This window comes from Terrabacter aerolatus, assembly GCF_007991735.1.
Classification (GTDB): domain Bacteria; phylum Actinomycetota; class Actinomycetes; order Actinomycetales; family Dermatophilaceae; genus Terrabacter; species Terrabacter aerolatus.
In genome coordinates, this window is record NZ_BJYX01000022.1 from 1 (window position 1) to 15,917 (window position 15,917).

Here is a 15,917-nt window from a genome sequence, read left to right on the forward strand (position 1 = left end):
GGTTCGGGGGCCGGGGCGCCGGACGTGTCGGTTTCGGGCGTGGGTGGGCGTCGGTTCGGGGGCCGCGGCGCCGGACGTGTCGGTTTCGGGCCTGGGTGGGCGTCGGTTCGGGGGCCGCGGGGGACCGGGGTCAGGGGGTGGTCGCGGCTGCGGGCTCGCTGGGCTGGGCGCGCTCGAGGACCCCTCGAAATCCCCACGACACGAGGACGGCCACGGCCCCGGCACCGACCGTGACGGCATACGCGGGCGTGTGTCCGCCCCAGTCGGCGAGGCGACCGGCCAGGGCCGCGCCGATCGCGTAGCCGAGGCCCGTGGCGGCGGCGAGGACGGTCATCGCCGCTCCCGTGCGCGACGGCGGCGTGACCCGCTCACCCAGGGTGAACGTCGTGATCATGTACGGCGCGACCGTGCAGCCGAGCACGAGCAGCACGGGCACGAGCGCGGGCAGCGACCCGACGAGCAGGAGTGGTGCCGACAGGACCAGCAAACCGGCGGCGAACCAGCGCAACCGCCTCGACAGCGCGAACCGCGACGGGAGCGCCGCCACCGCCAGCCCCGCCAGGACGCTGCCCACACCGAGCAGGGCGTGGAAGTACCCCGTCAGGCCGGGCGAACCGGCCGCGGTCGCGAGCACCGACGTGCCCGTCTGGACCGATCCGAAGACCGTGCCGACGAGCAGCTGCGCGGTCGCGAGCACGGCGAAAGCCGGCGTCAGGAGCCGGCCCACGGCGCCGGCGCCGCTCGAGGTCGCGGCATGCGTGACCGTCGCCGTCTCGTGCAGGGCGAACCACGTGCCGAAGACGGCGAGACCGGCGGCCGCCAGGGCCAGGGCCGCGGTGGGGCTCGCGGCGGACACCCCGAGGCCGACGAGCGCCGGCCCGAGGACGAAGGACGCCTCGTCGGCCGCGCCCTCGTAGGAGAAGGCGGCGTCGACGAGCCGATGCTGTCGAGAGCCCGAGTCCGCGGTGATCGGCCGCCACCGCACCCGCGCCAGCGGGCCGATCTGCGGCAGCAGCAGACCCGCGACCGCACTCGCGACCGCGGCCACGCCCCACGGGAGTCCGGCGCCGACGACCACGAGGATGCCGGCGATGCCGAGGCCGCCGCCGATGGACTGGAAGGCCACGACGCGACGCTGGCCGAGCCGGTCGGCACGGGCGCCCCAGAACGGTGCGCCGACCGCGTTGGCCACGGCGAGCGCGCCGGCGCAGAAGCCACCCGCGCCGTAGCTGCCGGTGGCCGACGACACGAGCAGGAGGGTGCCCAGCTGGCTCATCGCGAGCGGCAGCCGTGCGAGGAAGGCGACGACGATGTACGTGCGGCCGGTGAGGCCGAAGAGGTGGCGGTACGAGTCGATGGGTGACACGAGGGCGGCTCCGGATCTGGTCGCGGGGTGCGCGACACGCTCGCGTGCCTACCCGCCCATCAGGTCACGCCGGATCCCTGTGCGCTCCCGATTCTACGCGGTCGGTGGGGCTGGGCCGCACGCCGCACGCCGCTCGGCGGGAGTCGGGCGTCGGGAGTCGGGAGTCGGGAGGCGGCGGGAGCCGGTGCGAGGTTCGCCGGGAACGGCACGGGCGGGCACCCCCAGTTGGGGATGCCCGCCCGGCCCTCGTGCGGTGCGTCAGCGCAGCGGCGCCACGCGAGAGCCCATGGCCTTGGGGGCGGTGCGGGTCGAGACGCTCGGGGCCGCGCCGGGCGCCAGGTTGGGCGAGAGGTCCATCCGGCCCGCGACGTCGACGATGACGTTGGTCCGGCCCGCGTTGTTGTAGATGTCGAACTGGTTGATGTCGCTGAGGCCCACCATCGCCATGTTGGCGACGGTCTGGCCCGCAGCCGGGTTGAGGTTGCTCGCGGCCGATCGGGTGACACCGGTCTGCCAGATCGTCAGGTACGTGGCGGCCGTCGGGCTGACGGCGGTCGCGTTCGTGACCAGCGCCACGGTCGAGGAGTTGGTGACCGAGCTCGGAGCCGTGACGGTGCGCGTCGTGCCCGCGGACAGGGTCGTCGTGCCGAGGCTCGTGCGCGTGTCGACGATGCGCTTCGGGGCACCGACGCTGCGGAATCGCAGACCGTCACCCGTGGCGTAGAGGCCGACGACGTCGACGATGACGTCGACCGTGCCGGGGCTGGCGTTGCCGATGCCGAAGTTGATGAGCGGGGTGGTGCCGTCGCTCGCCATGGAGTGGGTGACGGGCACGATCACCATGTTCGACGTCGTCTTGCGGGAGGCGAAGTTGACGTTCGAGGTGTTGGGGATGGCGTTCTCGTCACCGTTCCAGGCGTTGAGGAAGCCGGTCCACTGCGGGTTGACGGCCGTGACGTTCACCGCGAGAGCGGAGATCGTCGGGGTCTCCGAGCCGTAGTTGACCGACTGGATGAGGTAGTCGTTCGCGGCGAGCGCGGGGCCGTCCTGCTGCGTCCGGGTGTCGAGGGCACGCCACGGGTCGTCGGGGAAGTAGTCGACGGCGCCGGCGGGCTTCGTCGTCGTCGAGCCGACGTAGTAGCCCTGGACGTCGGCGATGACGTGGGTCTGGCCGGTCGCGTTGCGGATGCTGACCCAGCCGTCGCTGCTGACCGGGACGGTCACGAGGTTGGCGCGGGTGTCCTTGGCGACGAAGTTGAGGCTCGAGGCGTTGGGGACCGTCGTGCCCTTGGGGTAGACGACGATGTTGCCGTCGCGGGTGGGCGCGGTGACGGTCATGTTGAGGACGACCGCCGAGACGCCGGTCGACGGCACACCGCCGCGGCCGTTGACCTTGAGGTTGTAGACCTCGCCCGCGTTGAGCGGCCGACCGAGGTTGGAGCCACGGGTGTCGAGCATCCGGCTGGGCTTCAGCGAGACGTAGGTGCCGTCGGCGACGCCGGTCGTGACGGCCGGGGCGGCCGGAGCCGCGGAGGCGGCCGGCGCGAGGAGCGCGCCGCCGACGCCCGCCGAGGTGAGGACGAGGGCTGCGGACAGCCCCGAGATGACAGACCGCCGCACGGCAGGTCCCCCTGTTCGTAAGTGAGCGCTGCCCCTGCGACAGCGTGCCAGCGGAAATTACCACCGGAATCGTCGCCTTGGGCCCCTTGGAGCCGATTCGTGACCTGAGCGCACCGGAGGGGTCAGTCGCGCAGGTGGTGGGCGTTCCGGACGGAGGGGGAGAGGCGGTAGATCGCCTCCACCAGACCTGCCCCGACGGCGCCCACGGCGAGGGACTGCCAGAGCAGCGGCAGGGGGGCGTCGAGGTTGAAGAACCGCGCGGCCACGGGCCAGACGAAGGCCGTGACGGCGAGGCCCACCATGGCGGCCACGAGGGCGGCCTTCCACGGGCGGAAGGGCCGGGCGAGGACGACGAGGATCCAGAAGAAGACGGTGAGCAGCGTGATGGTCGCGCCGCTGCCGGGCTGCCAGCACGCGACGTCCGCGACGGTCCGGGCACTGGCGTCGACGGTGCACCGGCCGGCGAACTCCTCGCTCGGCACGCCGTAGCCGCGGCCGGCCCAGAGGTACGACGCGATGACCGCGAGCCCCGCAACGGCGCCGGACGGCACCGCGAAGCGCAGGATGCGGCCGAGGAAGCCCGGCAGGTAGCGACGCCGGTTGGGACCGAGCGCGAGGAAGAACGCCGGGATCCCGATCGTCACGGCAGACACGAGCGTCAGGTGCCGCGGCAGGAACGGGAACGGCACGGTGATGACCGCCGCCGCGAGGATCGCGACGAGGCTCATGGCGTTCTTGGCGACGAAGAGGTTGGCGACGCGCTCGACGTTCCCGATGACGCGGCGCCCCTCGGCGATGACGTCCGGCAGGTGCGAGAACCTCCCGTCGAGCAGGACGAGCTCGGCGACGGCCTTGGTCGCCTGGGCGCCGTTGCCCATCGCGACGCCGATGTCGGCGTCCTTGAGGGCGAGCGCGTCGTTGACGCCGTCGCCGGTCATGGCGACGACGTGGCCGTCGGCCTGCAGGGCGTGGACGAAGGCGCGCTTCTGCTCGGGGGTGACGCGTCCGAAGACGGTGTGCGTCGCCAGGACCTGCCGCAGCACGTCCGGGTCGTCGGGCAGGGTGCGAGCGTCGACGGGCTCACCGACCTCGAGGCCGACTGTGCGGGCCACGGCGGCGACCGTGACGGGGTTGTCGCCGGAGACGACCTTGATCGCGACGTCCTGCGCGGCGAAGTAGGCGAGCGTCTCCTTCGCGTCGGGCCGCACCTGCTCGGTGAGGGTCACGAGGGCGGCCGGGGTGAGGTCGGCGGGCAGCGTCGCGTCCGTGAGGTGCTCGTCGCTCCTGGCGAGCAGGACGACGCGTCGGCCGGAAGCGGCCATCTCTGCGACCTGCGCGCGGATGGCGTCGATGACCTCGGGTGGCGACGGCTGCGGATCGGCGGCCAGGAGCACCTCGGGCGCCCCGAGCACCCACGTCGAGCGTTCGGCGAAGCAGGCCCCGCTCCACTTGCGGGCCGAGTTGAACGGGATCGTCTGCGTCCGTTGCCAACCCGGCGAACCGACGGCGGCAGCGACCGCCGTCAGGGTGCCGTTGGCGTTCGGGTCGTCCGCGAGCGCCCCCAGCGCGCAACGGATCTCGTCGACGTCCTGCCCGTCGAGGAGGTGCGCGTCCTCGTAGGCGATCTCTCCCGCCGTCAGCGTGCCCGTCTTGTCGAGGCAGACGACGTCGACGCGGGCCAGTCCCTCGACCGCCGGCAGCTGCTGCACGAGCACGTTGCGCCGCGTCAGCTGCACGGCCGACAGGAGGAACGCGACGGAGGTCAGCAGCACGAGCCCCTCGGGCACGAGACCGACGACTCCGGCCGCCGAGCGGATGACGACCTCGCGCCAGCCCTGGTCGCCGACGGTGCGCCACTGCGACCAGATGGCGATGGGAAGCGCCGCGACGATGACCCACGTGATGTAGGTGAGCAGAGTGTTGATCGACTCCTGGATCTCGGAGTGGGTGCGTGTGAACTTCCTTGCGTCAGAGGCGATCCGGTTGACGTAGGCGTCGGCACCGACCTGGCTGGCGTGGAAGCGACCCGATCCCGCGACGACGCTCGTGCCCGACCTGATGTCGTCGCCGACGTCATGGGCCACGGGGTCGGACTCGCCGGTGAGGTTGGCCTCGTTGAGCTCGAGCCCGGCGCTCGCGAGGAGGGTGCCGTCGGCGGGCACCTCGTCGCCGGTGCGCAGCTCGATGAGATCGTCGCGCACCACGTCGGTCGTCGGTACGACGCGCACCTCGCCGTCGCGCACGACGCGGGTCGTCGGGGCGTTGAGCAGCGCCAACCGGTCGAGCTTCCGCTTGGCGAGGTACTCCTGGACGATGCCGATGGCGGAGTTGACGACGAGGACGATCCCGAAGAGGCCGTCGGCGAACGAGCCCGTCACGAGGACGAGGGCGAAGAGCCCGCCGAGGATCGCATTGAAGCGGGTCAACACGTTGGCACGGACGATCTCGCCGATCGAGCGCGACGTCCGTTCGCCGAGCCGGTTGACCTCGCCGCGCGAGACCCGTTCGGCCACTTCGGCGCTCGTCAGTCCCTCCGGCCGGGTCAGGGCGGGCGGGTGGGCGGTCACGGGCGGCGTCCCGGGTGTCGTCACCGCTCCATTGTCGTATGCCGGGTGGTGCGCCTCGCCGTCGAACGCGCCCGAGCGCCCGGGGTGCGTCCCCGGGGACGCGGCGGGACGGCATACGCCGGCAGTGGTCGACGAGGCCGGCGAGGGGACGGACAAATGTTACTGATCGGTCCTCGGACGTCGTCCGGGGCGTTTCTCGGATCGTGGGACGATGGGGGGCGTGACTGAGTCGATCCAACGTGCCCGTGCCACCACTGCCTCCTACTCGATCACGATGCGGATCCACGCCGGCACCGACCCGGCGGTCATCGGAGCCCTCGCCGTCAAGGTCGCCGAGAGCGGCGGCATCACGACGGCGCTCGACATCGTCGACTCGCACCCGGACCGCCTCGTCATCGACCTCACCTGCTCGGCGAGCAACGCCGAGCACTCGACCGAGGTCGTCGACGCCGTCGAGACCCTCGAGGGCGTCCGGGTCCACAAGGTCTCCGACCGCGTCTTCCTCATGCACCTCGGCGGCAAGATCTCCGTCGAGTCCAAGGTCAACCTGCGCAACCGCCAGGACCTCGCCATGGCCTACACCCCGGGTGTCGGCCGCGTCAGCCAGGCCCTCTTCGAGCACCCCGAGGACGTCCCGCGCCTGACGATCAAGGGCAACTCGGTCGCGGTCGTCACCGACGGCTCCGCCGTGCTCGGCCTCGGCAACATCGGCCCCATGGCGGCGCTGCCCGTCATGGAGGGCAAGGCGGCGCTCTTCAAGCGGTTCGCCGACATCGACGCGTGGCCCATCTGCATCGACACGACCGACGTCGACGAGATCGTGCGCACCGTCGAGCTCATCGCGCCGGGCTTCGGCGGCATCAACCTCGAGGACATCGCCGCGCCACGCTGCTTCGAGGTCGAGGCCAAGCTGCGCGAGCGCCTCTCGATCCCCGTCTTCCACGACGACCAGCACGGCACGGCCATCGTCGTGCTCGCGGCCCTGAAGAACGCGCTGCGCTGCATCGACAAGAAGCTGCCCGACGCGCGCATCGTCGTCTCCGGTGGTGGGGCCGCGGGGTCCGCGATCGTCCAGCTGCTGCTGGCCGCCGGCGCCGTCGACGTCACCGTGTCCGACCGTCCGGGCCTGCTCAACCAGGACGACGAGTCGCTGACCCCGGCGTGGCGCGAGCTCGCCGAGAAGACCAACCCCCGGGGGCTCACCGGCACCCTGCGCGACGGCCTCCAGGGCGCCGACGTCTTCATCGGTGTCAGCGCGCCGCGCATCCTCGAGCCGGAGTGGATCGACGAGATGGCCGAGCAGCGCATCGTCTTCGCGCTCGCCAACCCCGACCCCGAGGTCGACATCTACGAGGCGACGCAGCGCGCCACCGTCGTCGCGTCGGGCCGCAGCGACTACCCGAACCAGATCAACAACGTGCTGGCCTTCCCGGGGGTCTTCCGCGGCCTGCTCGACGCGCGGGCGACCGACGTCACGACCGAGATGCTCATCAAGGCGGCCGACGCCATCGCGTCCGTCGTCACCGACGAGCAGCTCAACCCGAACTACATCATCCCCAGCGTCTTCCAGCCCGACATGAGCAAGACCGTCGCCAAGGCGATCGTCGACTGCGTGCCCAAGGCCCCGACGAAGAACATCCCGATGACCGGCGCGAACTGAGGAGCACGACCCACCGGATGACGAGCACGACCCAGCCCGGGCCCGCCGGGCAGCGCTACCCGCTCGACGGCCGCCGCGCCTGGGCCGTGTGGGCGGCGGCCATCGCCGTCTACGTCCTGGCCGTCTTCCACCGCACGTCGCTCGGCGTCGCCGGGCTCGAGGCCGCCGACCGCTTCGGCATCAGCAGCGCGCAGCTGTCGACCTTCACCATCGTGCAGGTCTTCGTCTACGCGGCGATGCAGCTGCCGGTCGGGGCGCTGCTCGACCGCTACGGCTCCAAGAAGCTGCTGGGTCTCGGCCTGGCGCTGCTCACCGTCGCGCAGCTCGGCTTCGCGTTCGTCCGCTCGTTCGAGGCGGCGCTGCTGTGCCGCGTGCTCCTCGGCATCGGCGACGCCATGGTCTTCATCTCGGTGCTGCGCCTCGTCGCGCTGTGGTTCTCGCCGCGGCGCACGCCGATGGTGACCCAGCTGACCGGCGTGCTCGGCCAGCTGGGCGCGCTCGCCGCGGCCGGCCCGCTCGCGGCCGCGCTGAGCCGCTTCGGGTGGACGCCGTCGTATGCCGTCGCGGCGTCGGTCGGCGTGCTGTCCGGGGTCGCGCTCGTCATCGTCGTCAAGGACAGCCCCTACGCCGACCAGCACCGTGACGAGCTGCGCCTCCGGGCCGTCGCACGCACGCTCCGGGCGGCCTGGCTCGTGCCCGGCACCCGGCTCGGGCTGTGGTCGCACTTCACCTCGCAGTTCGCCGCCAACATGTTCACGATGCTGTGGGGCTTCCCGTTCCTCGTTGCGGGACAAGGACTCTCGCCCGGCACGGCGAGCGTCCTGCTCATGGTCATGGTCGTGACGACCGTCGTCTCGAGCCCGATCATCGGCACGCTGACGATGCGCTACCCGTTCTCGCGCAGCACCCTGGTGCTGTGCATCGTCGCGGCCGCGATCGCCGCCTGGACGGTCGTGCTCCTGTGGCCCGGGCGCGCACCGCTCTGGATGCTCGTCGTCCTCGTGGTCCTCATCGCCGTCGGTGGTCCCGGCTCGATGATCGGCTTCGACCTCGCGCGGACGTTCAACCCGCCGACGCGCATCGGCAGCGCCTCGGGCATCGTCAACACCGGTGGCTTCATCGCGACCCTGACGGCGGTCGCGCTCGTCGGCGTCGTGCTCGACCGGGTCGCTCCCGGCGGTCCCTCGACGTGGGACGTCGACTCGTTCCGGCTCGCGATGACGGTGCAGTACCCCGTGTGGGCGCTCGGCATCGTGCAGGTGCTCCGCTACCGGCACAAGGCCAGGCGTGCCGCGCTCGAGGCCGACCCCGACGCCTACGCCGCCATGCAGGCCGGCCGCTCCGTCACCTTCCACTGACCCCACCTCCACCGTCGAGAGGCCAGGGCTCGTGGGTGCTCGACCGTCGAGGGGCCGGAGCTCGTGGGTCTAGCCTGCTCGTGAGGAGGCGCGATGGCGACGTGGGCCGACGTGGACGAGCTGGCCGGGCGGCTGCCCGGCGCCGAACGCACGGTCGCCCACGACGGGTCACCGGCCTGGCGGGCCGGACGGCATACCTTCGCCCGGGCGCGGGCCGACGACGAGGGACGTGACCTCGTGCAGGTGTGGACGGGCGAGATGGACACCGAGCCGGCGCTCGCGGGCCGTCGGGAGACGTTCGTGCGCATGGAGACGTTCCGGTTCCGCGTCACCCTGTGGGGACGCCTCGACCGGCTCGACCGACGTGAGCTCGCCGAGCTGCTCCTCGACTCCTACGACATCCGTGGAGGCCGTCGTCGTCGCGGCGACACGGGGCTGGCTGCGCTGCTCGCCTGAACCGCTCGTCGACCTGCTCGCCTGACCCTGACGGGCCTGCGCGTCCGGCTGGACCGGCATCTTGTGAGGGTTTTCCCAGACTTCCGGTATGTGGTCGAAACGAGGGCATGACGGACATCCCCGCCGGCCCCTGACCACGGGAGGCCCGGATGGCAGTGCCGGCACAGACACGCACCAGACTCACGTCCGACCAGCGCAACGCGTTCGCCGCTGCCTACCTCGGCTGGGCGATGGACGCCTTCGACTACTTCCTCGTCGTGCTCATCTACGCCGACATCGCGAAGGACTTCCACACGTCGCTGGCCCAGATGGCGTTCATCACGACGATGACCCTCGTCATGCGCCCGGTCGGGGCGTTCCTCTTCGGCCTCTGGGCCGACCGACGCGGACGGCGCGTGCCGCTCATGACGTGCGTCGCGTTCTACAGCGTCGTCGGTTTCGTGTGTGCCTTCGCGCCGAACTTCGGCGTCCTCATGGTCCTGCGGATGCTCTACGGCATCGGGATGGGAGGTGAGTGGGGCCTGGGCGCGGCCTTGGCGATGGAGAAGCTGCCGGCCGAGCGCCGGGGCTTCTTCTCCGGGATCCTGCAGGGCGGCTACTCGATGGGCTACCTGCTCGCGTCGCTGGCCTTCCTCGTCGTCAACTCGTGGCTCGGGCTCTCGTGGCGCTGGATGTTCGCGCTGTCCATCGTGCCGGCGGTCATCACCTTCGTCATCCGCTCGCGCGTCGTGGAGTCCGAGGTCTGGCAGAACGCCGACCAGCGCGTCCGGCAGACGAGCACCTCGCTGCGCCAGCTGCTCGCGAACCGGGCGATCTGGCGCCGCTTCGTCTTCCTCGTCCTGCTCATGACGGCCTTCAACTGGATGAGCCACGGCACCCAGGACATCTACCCGACGTTCCTCAAGGCGACCGACGACGGCGGCGCCGGGCTGGCCAAGAGCACCGCGTCGTGGATCGCCGTCATCTACAACGTCGGTGCGATCGCCGGTGGTGCGGTAGCGGGGGCGCTGTCCGAGCGCCACGGTCGCAAGGTCGTCATCATCTTCTGCGCCCTGCTCGGCCTGCCGGTCGTGACGCTCTTCGCCTACTCGCACACCGCGGGCATGCTCGTCCTCGGGTCGTTCCTCATGCAGGTGATGGTCCAGGGCGCCTGGGGCGTCATCCCGGCGCACCTGACCGAGCTGAGCCCCGACGAGATCCGCGGCTTCTACCCCGGCGTCACGTACCAGCTCGGCAACTGCCTCGCGGCCTTCAACCTGCCCATCCAGCAGGCCATCGCCTCGTCGCACGGCTATCCCTTCGCACTGGCGGTGACGATCGTGCCGGTCCTGGTCGCCGTGGCCGTGCTCACGGCGGTGGGCAAGGAGCGTCGCGGCGTCCGGTTCGGCAGCAGCGAGACGAGCCTCGTCGAGTCGGGCGAGGCCAGTCTGGCCTCGGCACGCTGAGCACACGGCATACGGCTCGCGTATGCCGTGTGCGTCCTGGCGTCGCACGCGCGAACGCCGCACCCCGTGGGGGTGCGGCGTTCGGGCGCGGTGCGGGAAGGTCGCGACTCAGGCGTCGCCGACGGTGAGGGCCTCGGCCTCGGTGCGCGAGGTGACCGCCTCGGCGCCGTGACCCGGAGCCTCGTCGAGCGCGCTGATGATCCGGCGCGCCGTGAGGAGCACGAGCACGGCGAGCAGGACCGCTCCCGAGCCGACCCAGAAGGGCAGGTGGATCGAGGACTCGCCGAGGTTGCCCGCCAGCCACGGGGCGACGGCGCCGCCGCTGAAGCGGACGAAGGAGTATGCCGCGGACGCGACGCCGCGCTCGACCGGGGCGACCTTCATGACCGTCTCGGTGATGAGGGTGTTGTTCACGCCGAGGAACGCGCCGGCGAGGATGACGCCGATGACGAGCACGGTCTTGTTCTCCGTCTGCGCGGCCATGACGGCGAGGATGACGGCGAAGCCGAGCAGGGCGCCGACGATGCCGGCCAGGGTGCCGAAACGGCGCTGGATCATCGGGGCCACGAAGACCGAGGTGATCGCGAGCAGCAGGCCCCAGCCGAAGAAGATGAAGCCGATCTGGTGCGCGCCCATGGCGAGCGGGAACGGCGTGAACGCCAGGAGCGTGAAGAAGCCGAAGTTGTAGAGCAGCGCCGTGATGCCGACCGTGAGCAGGCCGCGGTGGCCGAGGGCCCGCAGCGGTGCCGACAGCGAGGTCGGCGTCTCGGCCGGCGGGGTCTTCGGCAGGGTCGCCACGGTGGCGATGAAGGCGATCGCCATGAGGACGGCGACGCCGTAGAACGGCCAGCGCCAGGAGATGCCGCCGAGCCAGCCACCGAGCAGGGGGCCGGTGGCGATGCCGACACCGAGGGCGGCCTCGTAGAGGATGATCGCCTGCTTCACCGAGCCGGACGCGGCGTTGACGATGGTCGCCAGGGCGGTCGCGATGAACAGCGCGTTGCCGAGACCCCACAGGGCGCGGAAGGCCACGATGCCGCCGACGGTGTCCTGGCTGCCGGCGAGGGCGGCGCCGACGATGATGAGCGCCAGGCCGAGCAGCAGGGTGCGCTTGGCGCCCACGCGGCTGCTGACCCAGCCGGTGCCGAGCATGGCGATGCCCATGACGGCGAGGTAGCTGGTGAAGAGCAGGGAGACCTGCGAGGGGCCGGCGCCGAGCTCGTCGGCGATCGGCTTGAGGATGGGGTCGACGAGGCCGATGCCCATGAAGGAGATCACGCAGGCGAAGGCGATCGACCAGACGGTCTTGGGTTGGCGCCACATGGTGGTGGTCATCCGTCCTTTCGGGTGGGGTGCGGTACGGGGGCGTCCGCCGCGGCCGAGAGCAGCTCGTTCATGACGTCGATGGCGACGCGGACCCGGTCGAGAGCCGGGCCGTCGAGCTGGTCGAGGGCGGGGGACAGGACGGCCAGTCGGGCGCGGCGCACGCTCTCGAGTGCGGCGTGGCCCTCGGCGCTGAGGGAGATCACCGTGGCGCGCGCGTCGTCGGGGTCGGACGCGCGGTGCACCCAGCCGGACGCCTCGAGGCGCTGGAGCTGGGTGGTGATCGTCGGCTGGCTGCTGTGATCGGCGGCCGCGAGGGTGCTGACGCGGGAGGGCCCGAGCTCGTCCAGGAGGGCGAGCAGCCGAGCCTGCGCGAAGGGCACGTCGAACGACGCGTGCCGGCTGGCCCAGCGCGAGAGTCGCGCGGCCGAGCGCAGCAGGTCGTTGCCCAGGGTGGTCGGTGCGGTCACTCGCTCCAATTTACATAGACAACCTATGTATATCAAGTCGAGGGCGTGCGCTCCCGTGGCACGTCGGTGGGCGTGGCCTCAGACGAGCTGGTGCAGCACGCCGTCCGCGATGTCGGCCAGGTGGTCGAGGTCGGAGAGGTCGAGCACCTGGAGGTAGAGCCGCTCGGCGCCCTCGGCCTCGAACGCCGCGAGCTTCTCCACGACCTCGTCCGGGGAGCCGGCCAGGCCGTTGGAGCGCAGCTCGTCGAGGTCGCGCCCGATGGCGTCGGCCCGGCGACGTAGCGTCGCCTCGTCGCGCCCGACGCAGACGATCTGGGCGGCCGAGCAGGTCAGCGAGCCGGGGTCGCGCCCGGCGTCGGCGGCGACGCCGCGGACCCGTTCGAAGAGCCGGCCGGCGTCGGGCGCCGCCATGAACGGGGCGTTGAACTCGGCGGCATACCGCACGGCGAGGGCAGGCGTGCGTCGCCTGCCGCCACCACCGATGATGATCGGCACGCCGTGCCGCTGGGACGGCTGCACGAGGGCGGGGGAGTCGGTGACGGGGTAGTGGGTCCCGTCGTGGCTGAACGTCGCTCCCGGCTCCGTGGCCCACAGGCCGGTGATGACGGCGAGCTGTTCCTCGAGGCGGTCGAAGCGCTCGCCGAGCGGCGGGAACGGGATGCCGTATGCCGTGTGCTCGGCCTCGAACCACCCCGCGCCGAGTCCCAGCTCGACGCGTCCACCGCTCATCTGGTCGACTCCCGCCACCTGGATCGCCAGGGGCCCGGGGAGGCGGAAGGTGGCCGACGTGACGAGCGTGCCGAGCCGGATCGTCGAGGTCTCCCGGGCCAGTCCGGCGAGAGTCGTCCAGGCGTCGGTCGGTCCGACGCCGCCGTCCCCGCCCATGTGGAGGTAGTGGTCGGAGCGGAAGAAGCCGCTGAAGCCGAGGTCCTCGGCGGCTCGCGCGACGGCGAGCAGGTCGTCGTAGGTGGCGCCCTGTTGGGGCTCGGTGAAGATGCGCAGGTCGACGGTCATGCCGGGTGCAACCACCGGTCAGTCGTGAACAATCCCGTCGACGACGACCTCGAGCATGGGGCGCACGTCGAGCTCGGTGTGGCTCGTGTCGGCGACGCTCGCGACACCGCTCACGAGCCGCATGACGTTGGCGGCGTCGATGCCGGGACGCAGCTGGCCGTCGGCGTCGAGGTGGTCGATGACCCGCCGGTTGGCGTCACTCATGACGCGGCACTTGCGGTACATCGGCGAGGCGGGGTCGTCCATGGCGGCGCAGATCTTGCTCGCGGCGCCACGGTGCAGCGTGATGTGGTCGATGAAGTGCTCGAACCAGCCGAGCAGCATCTGCCGTGCGGGCAGGCCCGTGGCGATCGCCGCGTCCGCGTCGGCGGACACGCGGTCGGTCCAGTCCTGCATCAGGGCGTCGACGAGGGCCTCGCGCGTGGGGAAGTGGCGGTAGAGCGTGCCGGGACCCACGCCGGCCCGCTTCGCGATCTCGTCGAGGGAGGAGTCCGTGCCGCGTTCGGTGAAGACGATGCGGGCGGTCGCGAGGATCTTGTCGTAGTTGCGCCTGGCGTCGGCGCGCATGGGGCGAGGCGATTTCGCGGCATCGTCCTGAGCTGGTCCGTTGGCCGAATCCTCTTCGGTGGCAACAGGTTCCGGCGACGGATCGAGCGTCGCCTTGCCGGCTACGGCAGGCGTCACGAGAAATCTCCCTTGCTAAAACGGAGACAGTCTCCGTATTGTGGGTCAGGCAGAACCGGAGTGGTTCTCCGCTAATCGTAGCGCCGACCGTCGTCACAGAGGAGTCCGGCACCCATGACCACGACGATCCGACCCACCCGACAGGCCCTTCGCGTCCACCGGTCGCACCTGGCCACCACGCACCGCGCCCCGCTCGTCCAGCGCCGAGAGCAGACCGAGGCCGCCGACGGCTCCGGTGCCACGCGCACCCGGGCCCGCGCCTTCACCCCCATGACCCGCGACCCGCTCACCGTCGAGAGCTCGCGCACCCCGTCCGCGGACCACCGGTCCCAGCACCACGAATCCTGAGGTCAGAGATGTCGACCAGCACCACCGCACCACCCGTCTCCCGGCGACCCGAACCCTCGAATGGGGAGCGCGCCGCCCGCAGGGGAGCCATCGGCCTCGGCGTCGTCCTCGTCGCCCAGCTCATGCTCGTGCTCGACGCCACCGTCGTGAACGTCGCGCTCCCGCACATCCAGACCGACCTCGGGTTCACGCCCGCGGGCCTGTCCTGGGTGCTCAACGCCTACACCCTCGCCTTCGGCGGACTCCTCCTGCTCGGTGGCCGCCTCGGTGACGTCCTCGGACGCCTGCGCAGCTTCGAGATCGGACTGGCGATCTTCACCGTCGCGAGCCTGCTCGGTGGCCTCGCCACCTCGCCGGCGTGGCTCATCAGCGCCCGCACCCTCCAGGGTGTCGGTGCCGCCCTCGCCGCGCCGAGCGTCCTCGCGCTCGTGACGACGAGCGCCCCGAACGAGGCCGCCCGCAACCGCGGACTGGCCCTCTTCACGGCGGTGTCGTCCGCCGGCGCCTCGATCGGCCTGCTGCTCGGCGGCGCGCTGACGGACTTCGTCAGCTGGCACTGGACCCTCTTCGTCAACGTCCCGATCGGCGCCGTCGTGCTCGTGCTGGCCCGCCGCTTCGTCACCGAGACCCCGCGCATCAGCGGGCGCTTCGACGTCGTCGGCGCGGTCACCGCGACGCTCGGTTCGGTCGCCGTCGTGCACGGCTTCATCAGCGCCGCCGACCGCGGCTGGACCGCACCGCTGACGCTGGCGTCGTTCGTCGTGGGCCTCTCGCTGCTCGCCCTCTTCGTGCGCACCGAGAGCCGTGTCTCGGCACCGCTGCTGCCGCTCGCGCTCGTGCGCAACCGGACCCGTGGTGGCGCGCTCGTGCTCATGGCGCTCGTCGTCGGCGCCCAGTTCTCGACGTTCTTCCTCGTGACGCAGTACCTCCAGCTCGTCCTCGGCTTCAGCCCGGTCGCGACCGGGGCCGCGTTCCTGCCGCTCAGCCTCGCGATCTTCGCCACGTCGCGGGTCAGCGCCCGCCTCGTCGCCAAGGTGGGTCCGCGCCCGATGCTCCTCGTGGGCACGCTCGGGCTGGCGGCGAGCTTCGTGTGGCTCAGCAGCATCACGACGACGAGCACGTATGCCGGCCACCTCCTCGGTGCGCTCGTGCTCAACGGCGTCTCGGCCGCGCTCGTCTTCATGCCGGTCACGGTCGTCGTGCTCGGCGGCGTCGACCGCGCCCAGGCCGGCACGGTGTCCGGGCTGCTCCAGACGGCCCAGCAGCTCGGCGGCGCCATCGGGCTCGCGGCCATCGTCAGCGTCTACGCCTCGAAGGCCGTCCCGGGGAAGTTCGTGCCCGGCGTCGAGCCGGCCTTCCTGACCTCGGCGACGTTCGCCCTCGTGGCGCTGCTCGTCGCGGCCCTCGTGCTCCGGCCCCGCCCGGCGAGCGCCGTCGCCGAGCCGACCGTGCCGTCCGAGCCGACCGAGCCGACCCGCGAGACGGTCGCCGTCGCCGCCGTGGACGGAGCCGACGCGAGCTGACCCCGTCCCGCGCCTGGAACGGCGAATGGTGCTGCGTCCGGTGGGGTCATCACCCCACCGGACGCAGCACCATCTGCAGCACG

The 15,917-nt window shown here is 71.7% G+C and carries 13 protein-coding genes; 6 read left to right on the forward strand and 7 right to left on the reverse strand.

All coding sequences use genetic code 11. From position 1 onward, the window contains the following. Positions 1–130: 130 nt before the first annotated feature. The 3 genes from TAE01_RS16660 to TAE01_RS16670 form a co-directional block, all read right to left on the reverse strand. Positions 131–1,366 (reverse strand): MFS transporter, encoded by a 1,236-nt coding sequence (locus TAE01_RS16660; RefSeq protein ID WP_147067940.1) that lies wholly within the window; start codon positions 1,364–1,366, stop codon positions 131–133. Positions 1,367–1,624: 258 nt separating this feature from the next. Beyond that, entirely contained in the window at positions 1,625–2,986 is a 1,362-nt protein-coding gene (locus TAE01_RS16665) for a hypothetical protein (protein ID WP_147067941.1), read from the reverse strand. 122 nt (positions 2,987–3,108) lie between these two features. Continuing rightward, positions 3,109–5,577, reverse strand: a complete 2,469-nt coding sequence (locus TAE01_RS16670) for an HAD-IC family P-type ATPase (protein ID WP_246111411.1) — start codon at positions 5,575–5,577, stop codon at positions 3,109–3,111. A 187-nt stretch (positions 5,578–5,764) separates the two neighbouring features. On the opposite strand from TAE01_RS16670, the gene TAE01_RS16675 reads away from it, so the two are divergent. The 4 genes from TAE01_RS16675 (at position 5,765) to TAE01_RS16690 (ending at position 10,472) form a co-directional block, all read left to right on the forward strand. Continuing rightward, positions 5,765–7,213 carry an NAD-dependent malic enzyme gene (locus TAE01_RS16675; protein WP_147067942.1) on the forward strand — a complete coding sequence of 483 codons (1,449 nt, stop codon included), beginning with the start codon at positions 5,765–5,767 and terminating at the stop codon, positions 7,211–7,213. A gap of 17 nt (positions 7,214–7,230) precedes the next feature. Continuing rightward, a complete protein-coding gene (locus TAE01_RS16680) occupies positions 7,231–8,571 on the forward strand; it encodes an MFS transporter (RefSeq protein ID WP_147067943.1) in 1,341 nt (446 codons plus the stop codon). 93 nt (positions 8,572–8,664) lie between these two features. Next, complete coding sequence (locus TAE01_RS16685; protein WP_147067944.1) at positions 8,665–9,027, forward strand: MmcQ/YjbR family DNA-binding protein; 363 nt, start codon at positions 8,665–8,667, stop codon at positions 9,025–9,027. Between the two features lie 149 nt (positions 9,028–9,176). Continuing rightward, complete coding sequence (locus TAE01_RS16690; protein WP_147067945.1) at positions 9,177–10,472, forward strand: MFS transporter; 1,296 nt, start codon at positions 9,177–9,179, stop codon at positions 10,470–10,472. 108 nt (positions 10,473–10,580) lie between these two features. On the opposite strand, the gene TAE01_RS16695 is transcribed toward TAE01_RS16690, so the two are convergent. The 4 genes from TAE01_RS16695 to TAE01_RS16710 form a co-directional block, all read right to left on the reverse strand. Next, the gene (locus TAE01_RS16695) at positions 10,581–11,807 is read right to left on the reverse strand and encodes an MFS transporter (RefSeq protein WP_147067946.1); all 1,227 of its coding nucleotides are present in this window, start codon (positions 11,805–11,807) and stop codon (positions 10,581–10,583) included. Then, positions 11,804–12,265, reverse strand: a complete 462-nt coding sequence (locus TAE01_RS16700; protein WP_147067947.1) for a MarR family winged helix-turn-helix transcriptional regulator — start codon at positions 12,263–12,265, stop codon at positions 11,804–11,806. Before TAE01_RS16700 ends, TAE01_RS16695 begins: the two co-directional genes overlap by 4 nt. Positions 12,266–12,343: 78 nt before the next feature. Beyond that, positions 12,344–13,279: an LLM class F420-dependent oxidoreductase gene (locus TAE01_RS16705; protein ID WP_147067948.1), complete on the reverse strand. Its 936-nt coding sequence runs from the start codon at positions 13,277–13,279 to the stop codon at positions 12,344–12,346. An 18-nt stretch (positions 13,280–13,297) separates the two neighbouring features. Beyond that, complete coding sequence (locus TAE01_RS16710) at positions 13,298–13,846, reverse strand: TetR/AcrR family transcriptional regulator (protein ID WP_147067949.1); 549 nt, start codon at positions 13,844–13,846, stop codon at positions 13,298–13,300. Between the two features lie 231 nt (positions 13,847–14,077). On the opposite strand from TAE01_RS16710, the gene TAE01_RS16715 reads away from it, so the two are divergent. Both TAE01_RS16715 and TAE01_RS16720 read left to right on the forward strand, forming a co-directional pair. After that, complete coding sequence (locus TAE01_RS16715) at positions 14,078–14,311, forward strand: hypothetical protein (RefSeq protein WP_147067950.1); 234 nt, start codon at positions 14,078–14,080, stop codon at positions 14,309–14,311. Between the two features lie 8 nt (positions 14,312–14,319). Further along, entirely contained in the window at positions 14,320–15,834 is a 1,515-nt protein-coding gene (locus TAE01_RS16720; RefSeq protein ID WP_147067951.1) for an MFS transporter, read from the forward strand. The last annotated feature ends 83 nt before the right edge of the window (positions 15,835–15,917 follow it).